Origin of the sequence: Bellilinea caldifistulae, assembly GCF_001306055.1 — a bacterium.
GTDB classification, from domain to species: domain Bacteria; phylum Chloroflexota; class Anaerolineae; order Anaerolineales; family Anaerolineaceae; genus Bellilinea; species Bellilinea caldifistulae.
This window is the reverse complement of record NZ_LGHJ01000011.1, coordinates 200,470-225,161: the sequence shown is the minus strand read 5'-3', so window position 1 is coordinate 225,161 and position 24,692 is coordinate 200,470. Positions and strand designations below refer to the sequence as shown.

Sequence of the window (24,692 nt, the reverse complement as noted above, 5' to 3'; positions counted from 1 at the left end):
CCCCTCACTCCGTTCGGGGTGACATTAAGGGGTTTACGTTATTGCGAGCGAGCGCAAGCGAGCGCGGCAATCTCCCGTAAGGCCGGTGGTGGAGGCGGGGAGTTATGTGTTCCCCTGGACTGGCAAACCCGCCACCACCTTACTCGACATTCCCAAACCATTTCCACGCCCGATTGAGTTTAATCGGTCGAAGCCGCCATCCGCAGAGGAGTGCGCCGACGCACATTCCACTCGTTCAGCGCCAGCGCCAGCAGGACAACTACCCCGCCGATCAAAAGGCGCGGCAGATCGGCTTGCTCGCCGAAGAAAACCAGCGAAACCGCCACCGCCAGCGGAATTTTCAGGTCATTGAAAATTGCCAGCGTCCCGGCATTGACCTTGCGCGCCCCAACATTCCACAGGAAAAAGCCCACCGCCGAGGCAACCACACCCAGATACAGCAGCGTGAGCATCTGATTGGGCAGCAGGGTCAGCGTAGCCCAGGGCGTGGTGAACAGCGCCGGCAGGCCGGCCGCCAGTGTGCCGCCCAGATAGAGCAGCCCAAAAATCTGACCATCCTTGAGTTGAGGATGAGGGCGCATCACCTCGCGGTAAGCGACCTGACCCAGCGCAAAGCACAGATTGCTGATCTGCACAATCAAAAAGCCGCGCGTCAGGTCAGGGCTGAGCAAATTAGCCTGCTGGACGATAGCCGTACCGGCCACCGCCATCACGGTTGCCAGCAGACTGAACCCGTTCAGCCGGCGGCGATAGGCGTCGTTGATCAGCGTCACATACAACGGCGTAAAAATGGTGAACAGAGCCACTTCGTAGGCTTTGAGAAAGCGGAACGAGTAGATGTAGGTCACATACATCAACCCGTACTGAACGGCACCGATGAGCGCCAGCCGCAAGGCCAGCCGCCGGTCAACCCCGCGCAGGCGCAAAAACGGTAAAAAGGCCAGCGCCGCCAGCAGCAACCGGGCAAACGCCACAAAACTGGCATCCAGCCCGGTCAATTGACCCTTGATCAATCCAAACGAAAACGCCCACAAGAGAGAAACAATCCATAAATAAATCATGACCGTTACCTCTGTAAAAGAAGGAATGAATGGGGTGGGGAAGGGAAAAGGTACTTCCGTATTATTATATCGTAAAGAATGTCAGACATCCTTCTGGATTAATTCAGGTAAAGGATAGGAAATTGCTCTTAATTTTTAAAAAGGACGGGCTGAGGGTTGGGTATGTCTCGAAAAGACCATACAAGCAATCTGTAAATCTGCTTGAAATTTCAATCTTTTTTCCTTAAAATGTCTAATTATTCATGATGCGTCAACGGAGTTATCCATGAACTTCATCGCTTTTTCTCCCCACTACCCGCCCAATTACCTGCCTTTTTGGGCCAACCTGCGCCGTTTTGGGGTGAATGTGCTGGGGCTGGGCGATGCGCCGTGGGACTCACTTCGCCCGCAAGTCCGCAGCACGCTGACCGAGTACTACCACGTCTGGAACGCCCAGGATTACGACCAGCTCATTCGGGCGGTGGGCTACTTTACCCACCGTTACGGCAAAATTGACCGGCTCGAATCACACAATGAGTTCTGGCTGGAATCGGATGCGCGACTGCGCACCGACTTCAACATCCGCGGTCTGCGCAGTGAGCACATTCCGGCCATCAAACGCAAGTCGGAAATGAAAAAAATGTTTGCCAAAGCCGGTCTGCAACCCATCCGCGGGCGGATTTGCCACACCCTTCAGGAAGCCCACGCCCTGGCGGATGAGCTGGGCTTTCCGCTGATTGCCAAACCGGATATTGGGGTCGGCGCTTTTCAAACCTACCGGCTGCAAAGCCGCCGCGACCTGGAGGACTTCTTTGCCCGCAAACCGCTGGTGGAATACCTGCTGGAAGAACAAATCGAGGGTGAGATTGTGACTTTCGACGGCCTGACCAATCAGACCGGCAAAATTGTGTTCTCATCTTCGATGCGCTACGGCAGCGTGATGGACATTGTCAACAACCAGACCAGTTTCTGGTACCTGATCACCCGCCAGATCGAGCCGGATGTCGAAGCCGCCGGGCGCAAAATCGTTTCGATGTACCGCTTACAGGAACGCTTCTTCCACTTTGAATTTTTCCGCACGCCGGATGGCAGTTTGCGTCCGCTGGAAGTCAACATGCGCCCGCCGGGCGGCCTGACCACCGATATGTTCAACTTTGCCAACGACATTGATGTGTTCTACGAATACGCCAATGTGGTGGTCAACAATCGCTTCGATGCCGAAATCACCCGCCCGTACGCCTGCGCGTATGTGGGACGGCGCAACGCCATCCCTTACCGCCGCTCGATTGATGAAATTACCGCGGCATTTCCTCAGCAGGTGGTTTACCACGGCGTCATTGACGGGGCGTTTGCAGCCGCCATCGGCGATTACGGTTTCATCGTGCGCTCGCCCTATGAGGAAGAAGTGATCGAGATTGCCAGTTACATCATCGAGCAGGTCTGAGAGATACCCATGAATATTGAATATCACCGCTACTGGAGCGAGAACCTCCATCAGGACATGGAATTTAAAGTTTACGGACACGCCGGCAAGCCGGTTCTGGTCTTCCCGGCGATGGGCGGAAGGTTTTACGACTTTGAAAACTTCGGCATGATCGAGGCGGCCGGCTGGTTCATTGAACAGGGGTTGTTCCAGTTCTACACGGTGGATAGTGTGGATAATCAATCGTGGTGCAACTGGGGCGCCCATCCCTACGACCGCGGCTGGCGGCATGAGGATTACGACCGCTACATCATCCACGAGGTTGTACCGTTCATCCGCCAGCGCTGCGGCGAAGAGGCGCTGCTGCTGACCACCGGCTGCAGCATGGGCGGCTATCATTCTGCCAACTTCTTCTTTCGCCACCCGGATGTGTTCGACAGCGTCATCAGCCTGAGCGGGGTATTCAGCCTGCGTTTGTTCGTGGGTGATTACGTGGATGAGCGGGTTTACTTCAACTCGCCGTTATTGTACCTGCCCAACCTGAGCGATGAGTGGTACCTGGAAAAGTACCGCCGCAGTCAGATCATCCTGTGTGCCGGGCAAGGTGCCTGGGAGGAGGAGATGAACGCCGAACTGGCCGTCCTGCGCGGCATTCTGGAAGCCAAAGGAATCCCGGCGTGGATTGACCTGTGGGGACACGATGTCAACCACGACTGGCCGTGGTGGCGCAAGATGCTGCCCTACTTTCTGGGAAAACTGACCGAACATCAACAGCGCGGATAATGCTTTTTATCCTGATGCGAAACGATAATCCGCTTAATTTTTAACCACAGCGCTCAGATGGTGGTATAAACAGAAAAGCAGTCCATTCCCCCTTCTTTCCAACACCCGCAATCACAGATGACATCTCCCGGCGGGGAGAGGGGTGTTTTTGTTCTTAACTGCGGAAAAAAAACGCAAGGAGCACACCAGTGGATTTTTCCTTCATTGTCATTATTTTGCAATTGATTTTTCTGGAAGGCATCCTTTCGATTGACAATGCAGCCGTGCTGGGGGCAATGGTATCGGTGCTGCCGTCCGATCAGCCGATTCCGTGGCCAAAAGCCCTGAGCTGGCTGGGCAAGATTTTGGAAAAACCGCTCGGACATCAGCGCGAAGGCGCTTTGCGGGCCGGTCTGCTGGGCGCTTACATCGGGCGCGGGCTGATGCTGCTGGCAGCCAGCTACATCATTCGCAACCCGTGGCTCAAACTGATCGGCGCCGCCTACCTGATTCGACTGGCGCTGGACGATTTAGGAGCCGGTCACCACGATGAAGCCGATGATGACGGGCTGCGCAAGGTCAAACAGACCGGTTTCTGGATCACGGTCCTGAATGTGGAGTTAATGGATCTGGCTTTCAGTCTGGATAATGTGGTTGCGGCGGTTTCCCTGTCGGATCAGTTGTGGGTGGTGATGCTGGGGGTGTTCATTGGCATTCTGGTGATGCGTTTTGCGGCGGGCATTTTCAGCAGCGTTGTGCTGCGCTTCCCGGTGCTGAAAGCGGCCGCCTATGTGCTGGTGTTGAACATCGGTATTGAACTGGTGCTGGAAGAATTAGGGGTGATGGAATTTTCCGACTGGGCGCGCTTTGGAATTTCGGTGGCGACCATTCTGATTGCGCTGGCGTACGACCGTTTCCACTCTCTGCAGGTGGTTCTGCGCCCCGTGCTGGTGTGGCTCAGCCAGGGATTTGGGTTAATCAACGGGCTGATCAACTGGCTGCTGGTGCCAATTGGCGGGCTGTTGGGTCTGTTGTTCCGGCGCTCAAAGCGTGCCCAGCCCTCGGTGGATGTTTAGTCCAGTTTTTTCTCCATCCAGACCACCTGGGTGGTGCCGAAGTACTGGGTCGGCAGGCCGGCAATCTGATAGCCGAATTTCTTGAAGTAATCGGTGGTGTTGAGGCGCGCCTGACAGCCCAACACTTTGAATCCGCGCTGGCGGGCGGCTTGTTCCACGGCGTCCATCAACATTTTACCGATGCCCCGGCGTTGGGCTTTGCCGGCTACCGCCAGATGCGAAAAACAGCCCACTCCCGGTTCTTTTTCGAATAACTTCACCACCCCCAAGACCTCACCGGTTTGCGTATCTACCGCCATGAAGTGCTGGCTGATCGGCTCGTAGTCGTCCTTTTCGGTGCCGCGCGGCAAGCCCCACGGTTCGCGCAAAATGCGGTAACGCAGGTCGTAGTAGGCTTTGAAGTCCTCGCGGGTTTGTGGGGAGCGGATTTCGATCATCAAAACCTCCGGTGAATTAACGCAGATGCTGGCTTTTTTTATTGTAGCACAAGTTCGACCCCGCCCGCTCCGCCAATCTCCCGCAGAGCCGTTGGGGTGGCGAGAGGGGAGATTGGCGGGGCGGGAGACTCCCCTGCATTGTAAAGCGTCGCTGACGCTCGGAATGGCGTTAAAAATGGCATGTCATTGCGAACCGCCGCAAGCGGCGTGGCAACCTCCCGCTCACCCTTTGCGCAGGCGGGCCGCCAGGGCGTGGGCGCCCAGTCCCTCGGCCAGCGCCAGCCGTTCAGCCAGCGGGCTGAGCTGCTGCACCGCGGCGCGGTTCAGCCCCACCAGACTGACGATCTTGACAAAGTCCCACACGTTCAGCGGGGAAGCGTAGCGCGCCGAACCGCCGGTCGGCATCACGTGACTTGGCCCGGCGATGTAATCGCCCATCACCTCGCACGAATCCTCATCCAGGAACACCCCGCCGGCATTGCGGATTTTAGGCAGCCAGGCCCAGCCGTCCCGCACCACCAGATTGAGATGTTCGGGGGCGTAAGCGTTGCACAAATCCACCGCCTCGTCCAGATCGCGGGTGACGACCGCCCCGCCGCGCGCCGCCAGCGAAGCGCGGATGATTTCGGCCCGTTCCAGCCGGTCGGCTGCCGTATCGCCCAGCAGTTCATCCACCTGCGCGGCAACCGCCTCGGCCAGCCGGCGTGAGGGGGTCAGCAGCAGAGCGGTTGCCAGCGGGTCGTGTTCGGCCTGGGCCAGTAAATCGGCTGCCACGCGGCGCGGGTTGGCGCTTTCATCGGCAATTACCAGCGTTTCGGTGGGGCCGGCCAGTCCCTCAATGCCGACCACGCCGAACACCTGCCGTTTGGCAAGGGTGACGAACAGCCCGCCAGCCCCGACGATTTTATCCACCGCCGGCAGGCCGGGCGTGCCGAATGCCATTGCCGCAATCGCCTGCGCCCCGCCAAGCCGGTAGACGGCATCCACCTCCGCCAGCGCGCAAGCCGCCAGAATGACCGGATTGACGCTGCCATCCCGCCCCGGCGGCGTGCAGACCACCACCCGGCTGACCCCGGCGACCCGCGCCGGGATGACCGACATCAGCACCGAGGAGGGCAGCGGCGCGCTGCCGCCCGGCACATACACACCCACCCGCTCAATCGGGCGGATTAACTGGCCGAGCGTGCCTTCCGGATTCTGCTCGATCCACGAAAGGGCCGGCTGGCGGCGGTGAAACTGGCGGATGCGCTCCGCCGCGGTTTGCAGGGCGGCGCGCAGATCGTCCGGCAGAGAGTCCAGCGCAGCGCGGCAGTCCTCCGGCGGAATTTGCAGCCCGCCGCTCAGGTCGGCGCCATCCAGTTTGCGCGTCCACTCGCGCAGCGCCTCATCGCCGCGCCGGCGCACATCGCTCACAATCCGCGCAACCGCCTGCTCGGCGGTCAGGGGTTCGCCGAACAGGGCGGCAATCCGCTCCTGCACGGCGGCCGGCAGGCTGACCTCGTCCGGCGGGCGGCGCAGCAAAACGGTACGGCGGGCGGTTTCGGAATCGTAAATCGGTAAAGACATGACAGATACCTCCGGTCAGAATATAAAAAAAATCCCCCGCGGCACGGGGGATTGGATGGACGGGCGGAAAAAATCAACTCCCGCAGAACGCCCGCACCCGCCGTGCCGCCGAGCGGACGGGGGGATGATGAGCGTGGGCGTGGCTGTGCGGGAACATCATGGGGCTAGTTTAGCACAACCCCGGCGGATTTGTCAAATTTTGGGATCGCCCCACTTTTCAAAACTAAAAAGTCGCTTTGCTTGACACTGCTTAAGCCCTATGCTAAAGTAATTAATAACCTTTCTGACCGTGCCGGTCAGAAGAGGATTTGTTCTGAGGAGTTCCACCGTGACACGATCGCGTACCCAATTGATGGTTGACCGCCTGCGCGAATTGCAGGCTTCATCGCCGGATATCGAAGCCTCAGCCGTCGTCAGCATTGACGGTCTTTCGATTGCCTCGGCCCTGCCCCAGGGGGTGGAGGAAGACCGCGTTTCGGCCATGTCGGCGGCCATGCTGGCGCTCGGCGAGCGCATTGCCGGCGAACTCGGCCGCGGCGAAATTGAGCAGGTCTACATCCGCGGGCAGAAGGGCTATGTGGTGCTGATGGCGGTGGGGGAAGAAGCCGTGCTGACCACCCTGGCGCGCGAACAGGCCAAACTGGGGCTGATTCTGCTGGATATGCGCCGCGCCGCCGAAGACCTTGCCAAACTCATCTAAAGGCGCTCAAATACCATGGAACCCATCCCAAAAAGCGGCCTCTACTACCCCAATAAAATTGCGCGGATTGCCATCCTCGCCTACGAAGAGGTGATGGGCAAGAACGGCCTGAACGCCATCCTCAACCTGGCCGGCCTGCCGCACCTGATCAACAACTACCCGCCCGATAATCTGGAGCGCCAGTTCGATTTTGCCGATTTTTCCGCCATTCAGGGCGCACTGGAAGAGATGTACGGGCCGCGCGGCGGACGCGGGCTGGCTCTGCGCGCCGGACGGGCAACCTTTGATGCCGCCCTGCGCAACTTCGGCGCGCTGGCCGGAGTCGGCGACCTGGCCTTTAAGGTCCTGCCCCTCCACGCCAAACTGCGCATCGGCCTGCCCGCCATGGCGCGCATCTTCACCCAAACCAGCGATCAACTCAGCACGGTGGAAGAAAAGGACGACCACTTTGTCTACATCATCCACCGCTGCCCGGTTTGCTGGGGGCGGCACACCGATAAACCGGCCTGCTTCATCGCCACCGGTTTGTTGCAAGAGGGCCTCAAATGGGTCTCCGGCGGCCACGAATTCCGCGTGACCCAGACCACCGCCCGCTCGGTGGGTGATGAAACCTGCAATTTTGTGATCCTCAAAGAACCGATTTCCTGAACCAGCGGACGGCATCCCCGTGGAAGACGAAAAGGCGACCCTTCTGATTGTCGAAGATGATGTGGATGTGGCGGAAATGCTCAGCGCCTATTTTCAATCGCAGGGGTACGAAGTCCACGCCGTCCACTGGGGAGAAGACGGCTTGCAGGCTGCTCAATCCACCCTGCCCGACCTGATCATCCTCGATATCCGCCTGCCGGATGTGGACGGCTTTGAGGTGGCGCGCCGCTTGCGCGAACACCGCAAGACCAAAGATATCCCCATCCTGTTTCTGACCGAGCGGCGCGAACGCAGCGACCGGCTGCGCGGCTTGCAGCTCAATGCCGAGGACTACATCACCAAGCCCTTCGATATTCAGGAACTGCGCCTGCGGGTGCGCAATACCCTGCGCCGCGCCCGTCAGGGCAGCCTGACCAACCCGGTCACCGGTCTGCCCGAAGGCGCACTGGTGGACGAACACCTGCAAGCCTGGCTGGATGACCCGACCGCCGCCCTGTTTGTCGTTTCCATCCTCAATCTCGACCACTTCCGCGAGGTGTACGGCTTTGTTGCCTCGGATGACCTGCTGCGCGCCCTGGGGCTGATGCTGCAGGACCTGACCCGCGAGATGAGCCGCGCCGAGTTCTTCCTCGGCCATCTTACGCCGACCGATTTTCTGATCATCGCCCGCTTTGAAAGCCGCGCCGCCTTTGCCGAACGCGCCCAAAAGCGGCTGGAACAGTCCTTCGATTACTTTTACCGCGATCAAGACCGCGAACGGGGCGTGTTCCGCCAGCACGGTCTGGGCGTGCGCATCCGCGAATGGCAGCCCCAGCCGGGCTCACCGCTGCGCACCGCCGGGCAGGTGCGCACTGCCCTTCAGCAACTTGTCCAATCCCCCGCGCCATGAAAATTACCGTTGTCATCCCCACCTATAATGAAGCCGAAAACCTGCCCGTGTTGACCGAGCGCCTGTTCAGCCTGCCGATGCCCGAACTTTCGCTGCTGATTGTGGACGACAACAGCCCGGACGGCAGCGGCGAGATTGCCGAGCGGCTGGCCGCCCGCTCCGGCGGACGCATGTCCGTGCTGCACCGCTCCGGCAAACTGGGGCTGGGCAGCGCCTACATCCAGGGCTTTGAGCGCGCCCTCAACCTGGGAGCCGAGGCGGTTTGCCAGATGGACGCCGACTTTTCGCACCCGCCGGAGAAGATTGTGGAACTGGCGCAGGCGCTGGAAGAGTGCGATGTGGCGCTGGGTTCGCGGTATGTGCCGGGCGGCAGCCTGGACGAACGCTGGCCGTTCTGGCGCAGGGGGCTTTCGGCGTTCGGCAATTTTTACGCCCGCACCATTCTGGGCATTCCGGTGCGGGATGTGACCGGCGGTTTTCGCCTGTGGCGGCGCGAGACGCTCAAACGCATGCCGCTCGAACGGGTGCGTTCGAACGGCTACATCTTTCAGGTGGAGATGATTTACGCCGCCCATCTGCTCGGCTTCCGCGCCCGCGAGATTCCGATTCACTTTGCCGACCGGCGCTGGGGGCAGTCGAAGATGTCCTTGCGGATTCAGGTGGAAGCCGCCTACCGGACGTGGCTGCTGCTGTGGCTGTACCGTGACCTGCGCCAGAAGCGTCCGCTGGCCAGCCCGTGAGGGGAGTAATTGCGCATAGATTATGTGTACCCCCTCTCCATTCCACCGAAAAAATACCAATTTCAGGAGGGGGGTACGCAACAAAGATTAAAATTGTACGGAAAGGGAAATTTTTTGCCAGAAATGGTTGATTTTTAGCGCAGAAAATGATAGTATGGTGGCATACGGTTCGGATAAGTATCGGAAAAATTCCGAAAAAAGCAGGAGCGAGTCAGCAGTCCGAATCAACAAATGCCCGTAAGGGCATTAAGACCTCGCGGATTGCTCCAATCACAGACTTCATTGAACAGTCCGAATCAACAAATGCCCGTAAGGGCATTAAGACGGAGCGCCCCCGACCGACTGTGCTGCGGCCGATTCCGGAGTCCGAATCAACAAATGCCCGTAAGGGCATTAAGACGGAATAACAGTAGTACGGATAACAAGAAGGTTGTTTCGATTGTCCGAATCAACAAATGCCCATAAGGGCATTAAGACCCTGATATAGTCTGTTGAAACGTTCTTCTCCGAATATCGTCCGAATCAACAAATGCCCGTAAGGGCATTAAGACGGACAGCCTTTCAACGGGGGGAGGAGAGGTATCTTAACAAGGTCCGAATAAACAAATACCCGTAAGGGCATTAAGACTGACGAATGCGATTAACGCAAAAAAAGCGATAACCCAGTTTGGTCCGAATCAACAAATGCCCGTAAGGGCATTAAGACGTATCCTGGTTCTGTCTCCGTGTGTCTTACCCTGAGTCCGAATCAACAAATGCCCGTAAGGGCATTAAGACCTACCAGTGTTTTGTGGAGCAATAAATCTGCTGACTCCGTCCGAATCAACAAATGCCCGTAAGGGCATTAAGACCTTTGCAAAATCATCAAGTATTTCGTATTCAGCCATAAGTCCGAATCAACAAATGCCCGTAAGGGCATTAAGACGCATTGATTGTTAGGTCAGGGGGTAAAACAATTTTGCTCAGTCCGAATCAACAAATGCCCATAAGGGCATTAAGACCGAGGTCGAGTTTTGCTACACCATAGCCCACACCGGCAACAATATCATCGTGGATAAACTGGCGCGCGAACAATCGGGCGCCCGATTTCCGATCGGAAATGGAGGCCGCAAATGACGGAAAACAACCCCTACATCTCCCAGGAAATAATGGACTATTACTTCAAACAGTACGGCTTGTTTCTCCACAAATATGAGAACAGGCTCATTGAGCTTAGGGAACAATTGTCCAACTACCAGTTCATTTTTGCGATGCAGTGGTCTGGCAGGGGCTCGCCAACCATTGATGCAAGAATGATGTGGCCGCAATATTCACGCCTTCTCACCGAATATCACTCCCTGGCGTGCTTATACAACAATTTGCTGGATCGAATCTATCCAAAACAAAGTGAAGTTCCTGCGGAAAAGGAAACAGAAGAGCAAGAACAAAATACACCAGAAGAAGGAGGTACTGAAAATGAAGGAGATTTCATCGACCGACTTATACGAGGTCTTCATCGCCTGCGCCGCTGGCTGTCAGAGACGTGACGCGTCCGAATCAACAAATGCCCGTAAGGGCATTAATACCCCACCCCCTCCTGCGCCTCCCCAAAATCGCAGAAGCGATTTTTTATTAGGGGGAGGAGGCAGCCCGAACCAATTACCCCTGCCCGCCGCAAGCGACCGCAGGCGCGAGGGGGACGCCTTCAACCACACCGCACAAAGCACAACCCCCTTCCCACAATCAAAACTTTTGCCCAAACCTGCCGTTGCCATGTGCCCCGCACCCCGCCGGTTACCCGCCAGCGAGCAAAAAGCCTGCGTCAAAACCTCACCCGCGCCGAACGGCGTTTACGGGCGCACCTACGCGCTCACCGCTGCTTGGGTGCGCATTGCCGCGTCCAGCATCCCAGCGGTCAATTCAGTGTAGATTTCGGCGCAGCGCGCCGCCGACCGGTCATCGAAGGGGACGGCAGTCCGCATCCGGGACGGGTCAGGCGTAGTCCCCAGCCGTTTTACCGGGCGGGCGAACCGCCACCCGCACCTGCACCCGCTGCACCAGCCAGAACGCCAGCAGGTTCATCGCCAGCGCCGCCAGCAAATTTCCCCCCATGCCCACCCCGTTGAACAACAGCGGAGCCAGCTGAGTCCCCACCGCCCGGCCGAGCGCACCCATCGCCAGCGTACCGGCCATCACCGTGGCGCGCAGTTCGGGCAGGGTTTCGCTCATCAACGGCAGCAGCGAAACCAGCGAAAACTCAAACGACAGGTAAAACAAAAACAGACCGGTCAGGGCGCCCCAGGCCTGGCCGCCCAGCCCGTACATCACCCCGGCTGCCAGCAGGTTGACCAGCAGTCCGGCGCGCACCGACCAGACCTTGCCCAGGCGGTCCACCAGCCAGGCCGAAAGCCCCTCGCCGCCCATCTCGGAAAGCCCGATGAGCACCGCGGCGGCTCCCAGCGCCGCCAGTTGAAAGTTGAAACGCTGCTCCAGCCACAAACCGAACACCAGATTGACCGTCTCGTTGGCGGCCGTCAACAGCAAAAAGGTGAGCAGGCCGGCGCGCGCCGCGGGCGACTGCACCAGGCGGCCGAGCGGCAGGGAGGCAGCGGCGGCCGGCCCGGTCTGACCGGCCGGCCGGTCGGCCGGCAGAATGCGCCACAACGCCAGCAGGCTCACCCCGCCCAGCAGCGCCAGCGGCAGGAAAGGCGACTGCCACGCCCCGCTGCGCCCCAGCAGCGCCCCCACCAGCGGCACGCCGAAGATGAACGACAGCGACCACGACAGTTCGGTGATGCCCATCACCCGCCCGCGGCGTTCGTACGCCACCCGGTCGCCGAGGTAAGCCTGCATGGCCGGCAGGAAAATGATGTAAGCCAGGGCCATCAGCGGCAGGCTGACGGCGAAGCCGCGGAAATCCGGCAGCCAGACGACCATCAGCGCGCCGAACGTGAACAGCCCCATCCCCAGCAACATGCTCACCCGCCGCCCGTAGCGGTCGGCAATCGGGGAGAGAAACGGCCCGGCAAAGGTGATCAGCGAGCGGAGCGTCAGCACCAGCGAGACGGCCGGCAGCCCAACTCCCAGCCCGCTTTGAAAGAGCGACAGGTAGGGGTACACCATCCGGTAACTGGTGTTCAGCACGCTGCGAATCAGCGTGAACAGGACTACCTGCGGGGTCAGGCCGGGTGAATGCGGGGATTTCATACGGCTTTGCGGGGGGTAAAGCGAAACCACACGGCAATCTGCGCGCCGGTCAGCAGCGCCAGCCCCAGCAGCAGCCCAAAGGTCAGCCGGATGACGGGCGAAGCGGACTGCGCCACCGGCGACTGGGGGTGGAGGATGTTTTCGGCGCCGCCCAGCGCCAGCCAGAGCGCCAGCCCAAAGCCGGCGTTCGCCAGACCGGTCAGGCGCGGCTGATTCAGCACCGCCAGTCCGCTTTGTAACAAGACCGCCACCACCCCAAAGGTGAAGGGAATGCGCCAGCGCGGCTCATCCCAGAAAATGCCGCCCCAGTTTTGTTGCTGCACCAGCAGCGACATGGGCAGGTAGGTCAGCCAGAAGAGCAGGCCGCTGGAAGCGAGGGCGCGCGACCAGTCCGCCCAGCCAGCCGGGCGGATCAGCGCTGCCAGCCCGCACAGACCGGCGGCCGCAAAAAGCAGCTTGCCGCTCCACACCCACGCCCCGTGCAGCAACACCAGCCGCAAATTAGCGCCCAGCGTCCGTTCGGAGGGGCCAAGGGCAGTCACCACGCCGATCAACACCAGCGTCAGCGGCAGAGTCAGGCGCAATGGGCGGGTGGTGATCATTAATCGTCCGCGTTTGCGTCCTCTGGTCGGCGTGGTTCATCAGCGCCGCACCACAGCCGGATCAGATGCTGGTAAAACTGCACCATCCGTCCCACAGCGGCAACGCTGATGCGCTCGTTGATGCTGTGGATGCTGTCCAGATCCTCGCGGGTCATCACCAGGGGGGTCAGGCGCAGGACGTTTTCACACAGACCCGTGTAATAACGGGCGTCGGTGGCGCCCATCACCAGATAGGGGGCGGTGATGACGCCGGGGAAGACCTCGCGCACGGCGCGGCTGAGGCTCTCGTATGCCGGGCTGTCCGGTGAAGTTAGCGGGGTGGCTTCCCACGAGCCGTGGGGAATGACCTCAATCTGGACATTCTGATCGTTTACCGCCCGGCGGACATGCTCAACGGCCGATTCGATGGTATCCCCCGGCATGAGGCGCAGGTTGACCACCGCCTCGGCGGCCGGCGGCAGGACGTTTTCTTTGACGCCGCCGCGCGTCATCGTCACCGCGGCGGTGGTACGGATGGCGGCGTTGGTTTTCGGGTCTGCCGAAAGGCGGCGTTTGAGCAGTCCGTCAAACAGCCACGAGTTGGCAAAAATCAACTGGAGCGCCGGCGAGGCGGCGGCCCCGATGGCGCGGAAGGTTTCGCGCAGAAAGACGCTCCTTGCCGGGAAGGGATGGTCTTCGATGGCGGTAATGGCACGCGAAAGGATGCCAATGGCGGTGCTGGGCGGCGGGGCGGACGAATGTCCGCCGGGCTGCTCAACCCGCAGGCGCAGGGTCAGGTAGCCCTTTTCGCCAATGCCGATCAGCGCAACCGGCAATTCGACGCCCGGTAAAGTCCCCTGTACAATGGCGCCGCCCTCGTCCAGCACGGCTTCGAGTGACTCGCCGCGCTCGGCCAGCAAAGCGGCAATCCGCGCGGCGCCACGTCGCCCGCCGGCTTCCTCATCCTCGCCGAAGGCAAAGTAGAGGGTGCGTTCGGGTTGAAAACCGGCTTTAATCAACCCCTCGGCGGCTTCCATGAGGGCAATCAACTGCCCCTTGACATCCAGCGCGCCACGTCCCCACACCTGCTCCTCGGCGATCTCGCCGCTGAAAGGCGGGTGCTGCCACTGAGAAAGGCTGTCCTCGGCGGCCGGCACCACATCCAGATGGGCGCAAAACAGGATGGCGGGCAGTTCCGGGTTATTGCCGCGCCAGCGGTACAGCAGACTGAAATCGGAGACGATCTGGCGTTCCAGCGTGGCGTGAACGCGCGGGTAGAGCGTTTCCAGGGTGCGGTGCAGTTCGTAGAAGGCCATGGCGTCCGGCGGCTGGTCATCGTAGGAAATGGTCTTTGCGCGAATTGCCAGCGAGAGATGACCGGCGGCGATCTCGGCGTCCACTTCCGGCAGTTCAACCGGTTCAACCGGTTCGGGAAGGCGCATGAACAAACTGGTGCGAATCAGCAGAAAAGCCGCCACAAAGATCAGCAGCGCCAGCACGGGAAATAAAATGGGGAGCAGCATTGGAATGAACCTCCGGGGAAAAGATGCGGCGGTTGAGAGCCGGTCAGTAATCGCCGCTGGCGAGCAGTTCGTGCAGGCGGGGGTGATCGGCGTACACGCCGCGATATTCGGGCGGCAGCAGGGCGGCAATCCGGCACATCACCTCATCGGTCTGGCGGCGCAGGTCTTCTTCGCGGTTTTCGCGCGAGAACGGCGGCAGGCGGAAGGGCTTGCCAAAGCGCGCCACAATCTCACCCCGCCGCAGTTTGAGCAGGGCTTTGAGGGCAGTGTGCGTGCCGCTGATGCCCACCGGCACAATCGGCACGCGGGCGCGGTGCGCCAGCAGTACGGTGCCGGGTTTTCCTTCCAGCAGGGTGGCGGTTGTGCTGCGGGTGCCTTCGGGGGCAATTCCCAGCGCCCGCCCGGCTTGCAGCACCGCCAGCGCCTGCCCAAAAGCGGTGAAGTCGGCTTTGCTGCGGTCGAGCCAGATGCCTCCCGCCGTCACCGCAAACCAGCGGAAGAAGGGGTATTTAAGGTATTTATCGGCAACCAGGGCGGTAATATCGGGACGCACCGGGTTGACAAACAGCACCGGGATATCCAGCCGGCTGATGTGGTTGGTGGCGACGATCACGCCCCCGCTGGGGGGCAGGTTTTCGGCGCCGATGAAGGTGGTGCGGGTCAGGTGACGGATGAGGAAGGCGACTGCGCGCTGCAAGCGGCGGCGCGGCGGGGGTTGTTCGGCAGCTTGCGCCGGAGAATGCGGGGAAATGTTGGCGTTCATGCGCCTAATTGTATCACCGGCGGGTGAAGTTATGCAAATTCACCCGTGGCGCCCTTTTGTAGAAGAATCAGGGTCAAGCCCCACAAATGAGGAAAAGGCGGTGGATGCGGTCTGGCGGGGTTGAGAGAAACTTCTCAGCGCAGGCGAAATACCGAAAGCGCTTTGGCGTTGCCCCACCACAGTGTAAAAATTTCGTTGGGAAAGGGATAATCCTCGGGATGCCAGCGGTAATTGGTGATGAAGTAATCGGCCTGTTCGATTTCGGGGACAAAATACAGCCGTCGAGCCTGGTCGGCGGGTAGAATGGCGGCGTTGGCTTCACCGGGAAAATTGGCGGCGTGGACGCGGATGACCGGGCGCGGGTCGTATTCGAGGATGGCTTCCAGCCCGCGGCGGTAGGTCAGCCCCCAGTAGTCCATGTCGAAGCGCATTTTGACCGTCTGCATGTCCGGCCCGGCCAGCCGGTTGAAATACAGATTCTGGTAGGGATGGTGGGATGCCATCCACAACCCCGACGGCACAAAAATCGCCACCGCCAGAGCGGCGTTCAGCAGGCCGCCCGCCCGGGTGTGAGCCAACCGCCGTCCAAGCAGGCTGCTCAACCACTCCCAGCCGCTGACCGCAAAGATCAGCAGGGCCGGGTAGATGAAAAACATCTGCCGCCAGCCGTCGTACATCGGCGACCCCCGCAGAATCACCGCCCCGGCCGGCACTCCCAGCCACAGGGCCGCCAGAAGGGAGGGGGTCTGCTGGTCTGCCAGCAGAGAGCTGGGGCGGCTGAGCCACTGCCGAATCACCCGGGCGAATCCCGCCAGCATCAACAACAGGTAGGGGATAGGGGTGGTGATTCCAATCCACACCGGCAGATAATGCCACGGCAGTTCCTGCGGCGAGAGAAAATGACCCATATAGAGGACGGAAGCAAAATGGGGAAAATAGGACATGATTTCGAACGCCTGCGGGATTTCGCCGAGCGGGTCATGCCAGAAGACCGGATAAAACAGGAATACCAGAACTGCCGTAAGCAGCAGGTAAGTCAGACCATGGGTGGCGGCGCGGCGTGGGGGCAGCCGCCTGGCCAGCGCTTCCCGGACGAGCATCAGCGCGGTGAGGGCCAGCAGGAACATCCCCGGCAGGCGAATTGCAATCGCAGCAGCCGAATAAAAACAAACCAGAAGTAATCTGACCAGAGAAGGCTTGCTTAAGTACAAGAAAAGAGCCGCCATTGCCCAAATCACCGCAACCAGAAAGGGAATATCCTTGCTGTTGTAAAATGCGTCCGCAAACAGGCGCGGGCTGAACACCAGCAGGGCCGCCCCGAACAACGACAGCCAGCGGCGGGGGTACATACTTTCCAGCAGCAGGTAAAAACCAATCACCCCCAGAAGGAAGGTGAAAAAGTTCCAAAAGTGGCGGCTGAGATACATGAGGCGCGGTGAGGATTGATCCATCATCCGCACCAGAAAGATCTCAAACAGCGGCCCGTAATGGCGATCTTTTAATTCTAACAAGCGCTCGTCAGCATTCTTTAGGTAACGATAATTCGAAATTCCAATGTCCAATTGGATTGGTTCATCCCATGAAATGCCGAAATCCTCAACAATGGTGAAACCCAACCAAAGTAATCCTGTAAAAAAGATTAAGGCAACCAATTTTTTTAGAGAAAATTCCCTAAAGAGATTTTGCATAGAACTTTTTAACTCCTTATCGTACGTAATTGTATTAAAAACCCGCCGCCGATTTGCTGGAACAGCAAAGGATTATGCTCTTTAAACAATTCCTCGCCGGCGGAAAAACCGCCCAGCAGCCCCACGACCAGTCCGTAGAAGGCCAGGGCTGCCATCAGCGCCGTCAATGAGGGGCGCAGCCAGCGATGCCCGGTCAGTTTCCCCTGCAGCCATAAGAAGACCAGCCAGGCCGAAAGGGAGAGCAACGGCACAATTTCAATTTGAAAGCGCATGGAGGGGAAGAAATACAGCAACAAAATCGCTGTTTGGGCCAGCCCGCTGCCCAGCAACCCCAGCAGCAGCCAGCCCTCCAGTGGGAGGAATGCGTCTTTCCAAAGGCGTGAGAAGCGCCGGTGGCTCAGGTAGGGGCGCAGCCAGCCCCAAAGCAGTGCCCCACCGGCAGGCAGGATCACCAGCATCGGGAAAATGCTCAACCAGCCGGCTTGCGACTCGTGGGCGGTGTAGTGCTCCGGCAGGCGGATGAACCAGGGCCAGCTGGTTTCGGGGATGAAAGGCACGAAGATGTACGGAAATTCAGCCCGCCAGACGGCCGGCCGCAGCAGGTAATGATACAGGTTGGGGAGCAGGTAGCGGGTCGAAAATACCCACTCGCGCTGCGGAGGGTAACCGGGAATACCGAGCTGGTAACTCAGCCCGCTCTCCAACGGGTTGCCAAAGCGGGCGGCGTTGTAAGCCATCAGCAAGCCAATGCTGACCAGAATCGGCAGGGCAAAGGCGGCGCTGGCGGCGTAAAAGGAACGCATTTGCCCACCAAAATGGACGCGGTTCAGCCAGACCACCAGCACCAGCAGCCAGAGAGCCGAGACCAGCAAGGTCATCCGACTGCCGATGGCCAGCCCCACAGCCGCCCCCGCCGCCAGATACCAGACCCGGCTGGCTTGCGGTCGGCGGACGGCTTCGATCAGCGCGGCAACTCCCGCCAGCAGAAAAAACTGCCCGCTCAGGATGGACGCTTCATACACGCCCGGTCGGCCGGTCGGCCAGAGCAGGTACAGGTTCAAGCTCAACGCCGGCAGGAAAATCAACAACCAGCCGGCCTTCCGCGGCGAGGGGACGATCTGCCACAGGCGGTAGCCAATCCACGGCAGCAGGGTGACCATGCCGAGCAAAAATCCGACCACAAGAGCCTGATCCTCAATCACCCCGCCTACCACACTCTTGATACCTGCCAGAATCAGCGCCGGGGCAGGCCCCCAATAGAGGTAAAAGCGCCCCCGGTAGTAGGAAACATCCCACAAGTAACGAGCATTCTGGCGATTTTCAAACGGGTAGGGATCGGCGAGGCTGGATAAGGAAACATCCGGCTGATCCAGAAGCGACAACTGCCCGTGACGGAAAGCCTGCGCCAGGCGGTCAAAGTAGGTGTGGGGATACGGGAACCAGCCGGTCAGCGTCCCGGCAGTAACATACCACCAGACCGCCGCCAGCGAAAAGAAAATCGAAACGATCAGGGCTGCCCGCCCGCGCCGCTCACGGCTGGAGAGGATCGGCAGCCTGTAGACAACTTGCAGCCAGCCCTGAAGCCGGCGGTAAGCGGTTGTTGTTCGGAGAAGTGCCAGCCGCTCCAAAAGGAGTGCTTCTGCTTTTCTCAACGGTGGTTGGATAAGCGGCAGGAAATACACCCCCAATCCGCAAAGCGCCCCCAGCAGACCGGCGAGGAAGAGAATCGTCCGTCCTCTGCCCCAGCCGGGGTCGTTATCCAGACCGAACTGCCCGGCAAAAAGAGCGACAACAATCCAGAAACAAGCGAGGATGAAAATGACAACCGCCGAAAGACGACGCATACAAAGTAGCCGTTGGTTGCAAAAAGGGATGACCAGAACGCGAGCGGAATTATAACACTTGAAAGGCGGCAGCCGGTGAGTCGCTTTCGCGCGTGGAAGGGAATGGAAAAATGCCCGTCAAAAGGTTGACGATTTTCGGATTCTTGCTATAATTGGGATGCGTTCGAAAACTGCGGGCGTGGTTCAGTTGGTAGAACGTCTCCTTGCCAAGGAGAAGGTCGTGGGTTCGAGTCCCATCGCCCGCTCTCTCAATCCCCTGAAAAGGGGATTTTTTTGTGGGAACATCCCACCAGCAGGTGGCGTGGCGGTCTCCCGTACAGCCGTTGGGGAGATATCTTCCCCAATTCGCTGAAGCAATTTAAGGCGCAGCACAAGAGGAACGGTAAAGCCAGATTAAATGAACAGAGGGCATTTCTGCCCTCTGTTTTTTGTGGGATCACACGCTGGCTTCCAGCGTTTTTTCGGGTTCGCCGGAGGGGCTGTCTTCTTTGCGCAGGGTAATATCCTGATCTTCGTTGACATCCACCACCACGGTATCTCCCTCGCGGAATTCACCGGCCAGCAGGGCATCCGAAAGGCGGTCTTCAATTTTGTTTTGAATGACCCGCCGCAGCGGACGGGCGCCCATATCCGGGTCGTAGCCCAATTCCGCCAGCAGTTGAATGGCCGCATCGGTTGCCCGCAGGCGGATGTTGTTTTCAACCAGCCGCTCGGCCACTTTGTTCAATTCCAGCGAGACGATCTTTTGAATATCCTCGCGGTTGAGCGCGCGGAAGACAATCACCGAGTCGAGCCGGTTGATGAACTCGGGGCGGAAAACCCGCTTGAGCGAGTCGGTCAGCTTCTTGCGCATTTCCTCGTAGGATTGTTTTTCCTCTTCGGCTTCATCGCGCTGCAGCGGAAAGCCCAGATTGCTCTGGCGTTTGATCATGTCCGCGCCAATGTTGGAGGTCATCACGATGATGGTGTTGCGAAAATCCACTTTGTGGCCACGCGCATCGCTCAGGTGACCCTCTTCCATGATCTGCAGCAGCATGTTATGGGCTTCGGGGTGGGCTTTTTCGATTTCGTCGAACACCACAATCGAATACGGTCGCCGGCGGATCGCTTCGGTCAACTGACCGGCTTCTTCGTAGCCCACGTAACCGGGAGGAGCACCTACCAGGCGGCTGACGGTGTGGCGTTCCATGAATTCGGACATGTCCAGTTGAATCAGGGCATCTTCACTGCCGAACAGGAAACGTGCCAGGGCTTTGGTCAGTTCGGTTTTACCGACGCCGGTCGGACCAAGAAACACAAACGAACCAATTGGACGGCGCGGGTCTTTCAGGCCAGAGCGGGCGCGTCGCACGGCTTTGGAGATGGTCTGAATAGCCTCTTCCTGGCCGATGATGTGCTTGCGTAGTTCGTCTTCCATGTGCAGCAGCCGTTCCGATTCAGCCTGTGCCATCTGCATGACCGGCACGCCCGTCCACATGGAAACCACTTCGGCAATGTCATCGGCGGTGACCACCGGGCTGGTGCTGCGATCCCAGCCGGAGCGCAGGTTTTCCAGTTCGCTCTCCAGACGGGCTTCCAGTTCTTGCAGTTCCTGGGCGTCGTCGTAGCGGCCGTCTTCCAGCGCCAGATTGTGGTTGGCGCGCACCTCGCGCAGTTTAGCCATGATCTCTTTGGCGGTGGTGGCGGCTTTGCTCTTGTACATGCGCACCCGTGAGGAAGACTCGTCAATCAGGTCAATGGCTTTATCGGGCAGGAAGCGTTCCGTCACATAGCGAGCCGAAAGGCGCGCCGCGGCTTCAATGGCTTCATCCGAAATTTGCAGGCGGTGATGCTCCTCATAGGCGCTTCGGATGCCGTGCAGGATCTGGATGGTCTCTTCCACGGTCGGTTCGTTGACCATGATCGGCTGGAAGCGGCGTTCCAGAGCCGCATCGCTTTCGATGTGTTTGCGATATTCATCCAGGGTTGTTGCGCCGATCACCTGCAGTTCGCCGCGCGAAAGGGCCGGTTTGAGGATGTTGGCAGCATCCACCGAGGAGCCCGCTGAACCGGCGCCCACCAGCATGTGGACTTCGTCAATGAACAGGATCGCCCCGGAAGCCTTCAATTCATCAATGACCCGTTTGAGGCGCTCTTCAAATTGCCCGCGGTACATGGTGCCAGCCACCAGTGAGCCGACATCCAGCTGCAAAACTCGCTTTCCCAGTAACGGCGCCGGCACATCGCCTTCGACAATCCGCTGAGCCAGTCCTTCGACGATGGCGGTCTTGCCGACGCCCGGCTCGCCGATCAAGGCCGGGTTGTTCTTGGTGCGGCGCGCCAGAATCTGGATGACGCGCTCAATTTCCATTTGACGCCCGATGACCGGGTCCAGTTTACCCTCTTCTGCCAGGGCAGTGAGGTCGGTAGCCAGTTGATCCACGAGGGTGGTTTTCTGGCTCTTCTGTTCCTGCCGTTGTTGGCTCTGAGCTGCCTGACTGCTGCGGGAGGCGCCCGTTTGGGGACTGCCGCTGCTTTCTTGCAGCACACGGCGGGTTTGGCGGCGGATCTGTTCGGGGGTAATCCCCAATTTTCGCAGGACATCCATTGCCCGTCCCTCGGTGGAGCGGATTAGCCCCAACAGCAAATGTTCGGTGCCGATATAATGATGTCCCATGCGGCGGGCTTCGTCAATCGCAAATTCCAGCACCTGCTGGACTCCCGCTGAAAGGTCAATTTTTCCACCGCGATATTGCCCAATGCCGCTCAGCCGTTCGACCATTTCCTGCACCCGTTCGGGTTCCAATCCAAGGTCGCGCAGCACACGGCCGGCAATCCCGCCTTCTTCTTGAATGAGCCCCAACAGCAGATGTTCGGTGCTGATTTGGGACTGGCGCATTCGTTCGGCTTCCTGATGCGCCAGACTCAGCACGCGGCGTGCTCGTTGGGTAAAACGTTCCATGCTGGACAAGGTGTCATCCTCCTTAACCTGTCAAACCATTCATTCGCTTGAATGGGCCGATAACGATGGGGCAAATTCCCCGAAACGTGCTGCGGTGTGCAGCGGTCAATTGGTTTTCTTTTTTATGATTCTACCAGAGTTTAGGGGCTTGTCGAGTCACCCGTTTGAGGGATTGTACAAGGCTTTCTCCACCTTTTCTTTCTTGTCTTTACATTCCTTGCGGTAAAATCAAATCAATTCCACCCGACGGAGGTCTGATTATGGAATACCGACCGCTTGGACGCAGCGGGGTTCAGGTCTCGGCGATTGGGATCGGCACCAACCGCTTTGGCTCCGAAAAGATGCCCCAGGAGGAAGTCAACCGCCTGCTGGATTTTGCCGAGGAAGCCGGCATCAACCATCTCGATACCGCCGATATCTACACCGGTGGGCGATCCGAAGAAACCATCGGCGAAGCGCTGAAAGGCGCCCGCCGGCGCAAGTTCTTCATCGCCACCAAAGTATTCTTCCCGACCGGTGAAGGGGTGAATGAGCGCGGCCTGTCCCGTCATCACATTCTGGAGGCGGTAGAAGCCAGCCTGCGCCGCCTGCAGACCGATACCATTGACCTGTATTACACCCACCGCTGGGACGAAAACACGCCGATTGAGGAAACCCTGCGCGCTTTGGACGATTTGGTGCGCGCCGGCAAGGTGCGCTATCTGGGCTGTTCCAATTATGCGGCCTGGCAGTTAGCCCATGCCAATCTGCTTGCCGAGGTGCGTGGCTGGACGGCATTCACCGTCATCCAGTCCGAGTACAATCTGCTCAACCGCGAGGTGGAGCGCGAGGTTCTTCCCTACTGCCGCCAGTTCGGGGTCGGTTTTGTGCCGTACTTTCCGCTGGCGGGTGGCTTTCTCACCGGCAAGTACCGCCGCGGTCAGCCGGCTCCGCCCGGTTCACGCGGCGAAAGTTCAGCCTATGTGCAGGGCTTTATGAGCGACGCCTTTTACGACCGCATCGAACGGCTGGAGGGCTGGGCGCAGGATCACGGCCACACGCTGAACGAACTGGCCATTGCCTGGCTACTTGCCCAACCCTCGGTTTGTTCGGTGATTGCCGGCGCCACCCGGCTGGATCAGGTACAGGCCAACTTGCGCGCCCTCGAATGGAAACTCACACCGGGCGATGTTGAGGAACTTGCCGGCCTGCTGAAAACCTGATGCGGCTCACTCGCGGGAAACGGTTACGTAGATCATCGGGCGGCGGTGGGTTTCGTTGTAGATGTAATTGCTCAATTCCTTTTCGATGTCGCGGCTGAGGTTGCCGTTCAGGCTGCTGCCGATCAGGCCGGCCACCCGCTTGCGGGCTTCTTCCATCACCGTTTCGCTTTCGCGTGAGAGCATGAAACCGCGGCTGGTGATCTGCGGCTCGCGGCGCAGCCCGCCGCTGAAGCGGTCGAGCACCACGTTGACCAGCACAATCCCATCGCGTGCCAGAATCTCACGTTCGCGCATCACATCGGTATCCACCTCTCCCACGCTGGAGCCTTCCACAAAGACGTACGAGGTCGGCACTTTTTCTGCCAGCCGCAGGCTTTTTCCATCCAGTTCAAGCACCTGCCCGTTTTCGATGATGGCGATATTCTCACGCGGGATGCCCACCTGCTGGGCCAGCAGAGCGTGCTGGTGCAGCTGGCGCAGTTCGCCGTGGATGGGGATGAGGAATTTCGGCCGGGTCAGGTGGATGAGCAGTTTCATCTCCTCCTGGCTGGCATGACCGGAGACATGCACCGGCGCAATTGCCTCGTAAATTACATTGGCGCCGCGCTGGAACAGGCGGTTGATGGTGCGGTAGACGTTTTCCTCATTGCCGGGGATGGGATGCGAGGAAAGCACCACCGTATCGCCGGGGATGATGTCGAACAGCCGGTTGGTGCCGGTGGAAAGCCGTCCCATGATGGAGGAAGGCTCGCCCTGCGAGCCGGTGCACATGATCACCACCTCGTCAGGCGGCAGAGTCAGCGCCTGCTCAATGGACACCTGCAATTTTTCGGGAATATCCAGATAGCCCAGTTTGCGCGCCATTTTGACGTTGTCCACCATGCTGGTACCGACAAACGCCAGTTTGCGGCCGTGACGCTGGGCGGCATTAGCCACCTGCTGCATCCGCGAAATGAGGGAGGCGAAGCTGGCAATGATGATGCGACCGGGCGCTTCCTTGAAGACGCGGTCGAAGGCATCGTCAATCACCTTTTCGGAAGGCGTCCAGCCGGCGCGCTCGGCATTGGTCGAATCGGCCAGCAGAGCCAGCACGCCGCGTTGAGAAAACTCGGCCAGTTTGGCGTAGTCGCTGGGCTTTTCATCCACCGGTGTATGGTCAAACTTGTAATCGGACTGATGAACGATCAGCCCCAGCGGGGTGGTGATGCCCAGCCCCACCCCGTCGGGAATCGAATGGCAGACGTGGAAAAACTCAATTTTGAAACTGCCAATTTCCAGCGTATCGCCGGCCTGAACGGTGTGCAGTTCAACCCGGTCGAGCAGGCCGTTTTTGGCCAGTTTGACCTCGATTAAGCCGCGTGTCAAGGGGGTGGCGTAAATGGGCGCCTGAATCTGCTCCACCACGTGGCGGATGGAGCCGGTGTGATCCTCGTGCCCGTGCGTAATGATGATGGCGCGAATCTTGTTGCGCCGTTCGAGGAGGTAGGAGATGTCGGGGATGATGTAATCCACGCCGAGCATGTCACTGTCGGGGAACATCAGGCCGGCGTCCACGACGATGATTTCATCGCCGTACTCATAGACCATCATGTTACGCCCAACTTCCCCCAAACCTCCGAGGGGGATAATACGGATTTTTTTGTCCTTCATTTATTCTGGTACTCTTTTTCCTTTATAAAGATT

The 24,692-nt window shown here is 59.3% G+C and carries 21 protein-coding genes, 1 tRNA gene, 1 pseudogene and 1 CRISPR repeat array; of the genes and pseudogenes, 12 read left to right on the top strand and 11 right to left on the bottom strand.

Going from position 1 to position 24,692, the window contains the following annotated elements; all coding sequences use genetic code 11:
- Positions 1-179 precede the first annotated feature (179 nt).
- On the bottom strand, positions 180-1,061 hold the full coding sequence (locus tag AC812_RS05630) for an EamA family transporter (RefSeq protein ID WP_061912846.1): 882 nt from the start codon (positions 1,059-1,061) through the stop codon (positions 180-182).
- Between the two features lie 265 nt (positions 1,062-1,326).
- Between AC812_RS05630 and AC812_RS05620 the strand changes: the two genes are divergently transcribed.
- The 3 genes from AC812_RS05620 to AC812_RS05610 all read left to right on the top strand — a co-directional run bounded on the left by AC812_RS05620 (position 1,327) and on the right by AC812_RS05610 (position 4,301).
- Positions 1,327-2,484, top strand: coding sequence for an ATP-grasp domain-containing protein (locus AC812_RS05620; protein ID WP_061912844.1), 1,158 nt, complete (start codon positions 1,327-1,329; stop codon positions 2,482-2,484).
- 9 nt (positions 2,485-2,493) lie between these two features.
- Entirely contained in the window at positions 2,494-3,246 is a 753-nt protein-coding gene (locus AC812_RS05615; protein WP_061912843.1) for an esterase family protein, read from the top strand.
- Between the two features lie 188 nt (positions 3,247-3,434).
- The gene (locus AC812_RS05610) at positions 3,435-4,301 is read left to right on the top strand and encodes a TerC family protein (protein WP_061912842.1); all 867 of its coding nucleotides are present in this window, start codon (positions 3,435-3,437) and stop codon (positions 4,299-4,301) included.
- Here the strand turns inward: AC812_RS05610 and AC812_RS05605 are convergent.
- Both AC812_RS05605 and hisD read right to left on the bottom strand, forming a co-directional pair.
- Positions 4,298-4,738 carry a GNAT family N-acetyltransferase gene (locus AC812_RS05605; protein ID WP_061912841.1) on the bottom strand — a complete coding sequence of 147 codons (441 nt, stop codon included), beginning with the start codon at positions 4,736-4,738 and terminating at the stop codon, positions 4,298-4,300. The two genes, AC812_RS05610 and AC812_RS05605, sit on opposite strands and share 4 nt — an antisense overlap.
- Before the next feature lie 222 nt (positions 4,739-4,960).
- Positions 4,961-6,304 (bottom strand): histidinol dehydrogenase, encoded by a 1,344-nt coding sequence (gene hisD / locus AC812_RS05600; RefSeq protein WP_061912840.1) that lies wholly within the window; start codon positions 6,302-6,304, stop codon positions 4,961-4,963.
- A 352-nt stretch (positions 6,305-6,656) separates the two neighbouring features.
- Here hisD and AC812_RS05595 point away from each other — a divergent pair, with 352 nt between their 5' ends.
- The 7 genes from AC812_RS05595 (at position 6,657) to AC812_RS18435 (ending at position 11,386) form a co-directional block, all read left to right on the top strand.
- Complete coding sequence (locus AC812_RS05595) at positions 6,657-7,004, top strand: roadblock/LC7 domain-containing protein (protein WP_061912839.1); 348 nt, start codon at positions 6,657-6,659, stop codon at positions 7,002-7,004.
- Between the two features lie 15 nt (positions 7,005-7,019).
- Complete coding sequence (locus AC812_RS05590; protein ID WP_061912838.1) at positions 7,020-7,652, top strand: 4-vinyl reductase; 633 nt, start codon at positions 7,020-7,022, stop codon at positions 7,650-7,652.
- Positions 7,653-7,671: 19 nt separating this feature from the next.
- Positions 7,672-8,541, top strand: coding sequence for a response regulator (locus AC812_RS05585; protein ID WP_061912837.1), 870 nt, complete (start codon positions 7,672-7,674; stop codon positions 8,539-8,541).
- The gene (locus AC812_RS05580; RefSeq protein WP_061912836.1) at positions 8,538-9,281 is read left to right on the top strand and encodes a polyprenol monophosphomannose synthase; all 744 of its coding nucleotides are present in this window, start codon (positions 8,538-8,540) and stop codon (positions 9,279-9,281) included. Before AC812_RS05585 ends, AC812_RS05580 begins: the two co-directional genes overlap by 4 nt.
- A gap of 217 nt (positions 9,282-9,498) precedes the next feature.
- A CRISPR array of direct repeats spans positions 9,499-10,282; the repeat unit is 36 nt; unit sequence GTCCGAATCAACAAATGCCCGTAAGGGCATTAAGAC.
- A 111-nt stretch (positions 10,283-10,393) separates the two neighbouring features.
- Positions 10,394-10,807, top strand: a complete 414-nt coding sequence (locus AC812_RS05575; RefSeq protein ID WP_061912835.1) for a hypothetical protein — start codon at positions 10,394-10,396, stop codon at positions 10,805-10,807.
- Entirely contained in the window at positions 10,737-11,189 is a 453-nt protein-coding gene (locus AC812_RS17795) for a hypothetical protein (RefSeq protein ID WP_169787262.1), read from the top strand. The genes AC812_RS05575 and AC812_RS17795 overlap by 71 nt, the downstream gene beginning before the upstream one ends.
- A complete protein-coding gene (locus tag AC812_RS18435; protein ID WP_419714815.1) occupies positions 11,078-11,386 on the top strand; it encodes a DUF559 domain-containing protein in 309 nt (102 codons plus the stop codon). The genes AC812_RS17795 and AC812_RS18435 overlap by 112 nt, the downstream gene beginning before the upstream one ends.
- Before the next feature lie 31 nt (positions 11,387-11,417).
- Here the strand turns inward: AC812_RS18435 and AC812_RS05570 are convergent.
- From AC812_RS05570 to AC812_RS05545, 6 genes and pseudogenes are all read right to left on the bottom strand, one after another.
- A pseudogene (locus AC812_RS05570) lies at positions 11,418-12,467 on the bottom strand (MFS transporter); the annotation flags it as partial.
- The gene (locus AC812_RS05565; protein WP_061912833.1) at positions 12,464-13,069 is read right to left on the bottom strand and encodes a hypothetical protein; all 606 of its coding nucleotides are present in this window, start codon (positions 13,067-13,069) and stop codon (positions 12,464-12,466) included. The pseudogene AC812_RS05570 and the gene AC812_RS05565, both read right to left, overlap by 4 nt.
- Positions 13,069-14,571, bottom strand: coding sequence for a M20 family peptidase (locus AC812_RS05560; protein WP_061912832.1), 1,503 nt, complete (start codon positions 14,569-14,571; stop codon positions 13,069-13,071). Before AC812_RS05560 ends, AC812_RS05565 begins: the two co-directional genes overlap by 1 nt.
- Before the next feature lie 43 nt (positions 14,572-14,614).
- Positions 14,615-15,334, bottom strand: coding sequence for a lysophospholipid acyltransferase family protein (locus AC812_RS05555; protein ID WP_061912831.1), 720 nt, complete (start codon positions 15,332-15,334; stop codon positions 14,615-14,617).
- 134 nt (positions 15,335-15,468) lie between these two features.
- The gene (locus AC812_RS05550) at positions 15,469-16,950 is read right to left on the bottom strand and encodes an LTA synthase family protein (RefSeq protein ID WP_145962450.1); all 1,482 of its coding nucleotides are present in this window, start codon (positions 16,948-16,950) and stop codon (positions 15,469-15,471) included.
- Positions 16,951-17,030: 80 nt separating this feature from the next.
- A complete protein-coding gene (locus tag AC812_RS05545; RefSeq protein WP_061912829.1) occupies positions 17,031-18,866 on the bottom strand; it encodes a hypothetical protein in 1,836 nt (611 codons plus the stop codon).
- A gap of 172 nt (positions 18,867-19,038) precedes the next feature.
- On the opposite strand from AC812_RS05545, the gene AC812_RS05540 reads away from it, so the two are divergent.
- A tRNA-Gly gene (locus tag AC812_RS05540) sits at positions 19,039-19,111 on the top strand.
- A 191-nt stretch (positions 19,112-19,302) separates the two neighbouring features.
- Here AC812_RS05540 and AC812_RS05535 read toward each other — a convergent pair.
- Positions 19,303-21,807, bottom strand: a complete 2,505-nt coding sequence (locus AC812_RS05535; protein WP_201797681.1) for an ATP-dependent Clp protease ATP-binding subunit — start codon at positions 21,805-21,807, stop codon at positions 19,303-19,305.
- 260 nt (positions 21,808-22,067) lie between these two features.
- Here AC812_RS05535 and AC812_RS05530 point away from each other — a divergent pair, with 260 nt between their 5' ends.
- Positions 22,068-23,009, top strand: coding sequence for an aldo/keto reductase (locus tag AC812_RS05530; protein ID WP_061912827.1), 942 nt, complete (start codon positions 22,068-22,070; stop codon positions 23,007-23,009).
- Positions 23,010-23,015: 6 nt separating this feature from the next.
- Here AC812_RS05530 and AC812_RS05525 read toward each other — a convergent pair whose 3' ends face one another.
- Positions 23,016-24,659: a ribonuclease J gene (locus tag AC812_RS05525; RefSeq protein ID WP_061912826.1), complete on the bottom strand. Its 1,644-nt coding sequence runs from the start codon at positions 24,657-24,659 to the stop codon at positions 23,016-23,018.
- Positions 24,660-24,692: the final 33 nt, after the last annotated feature.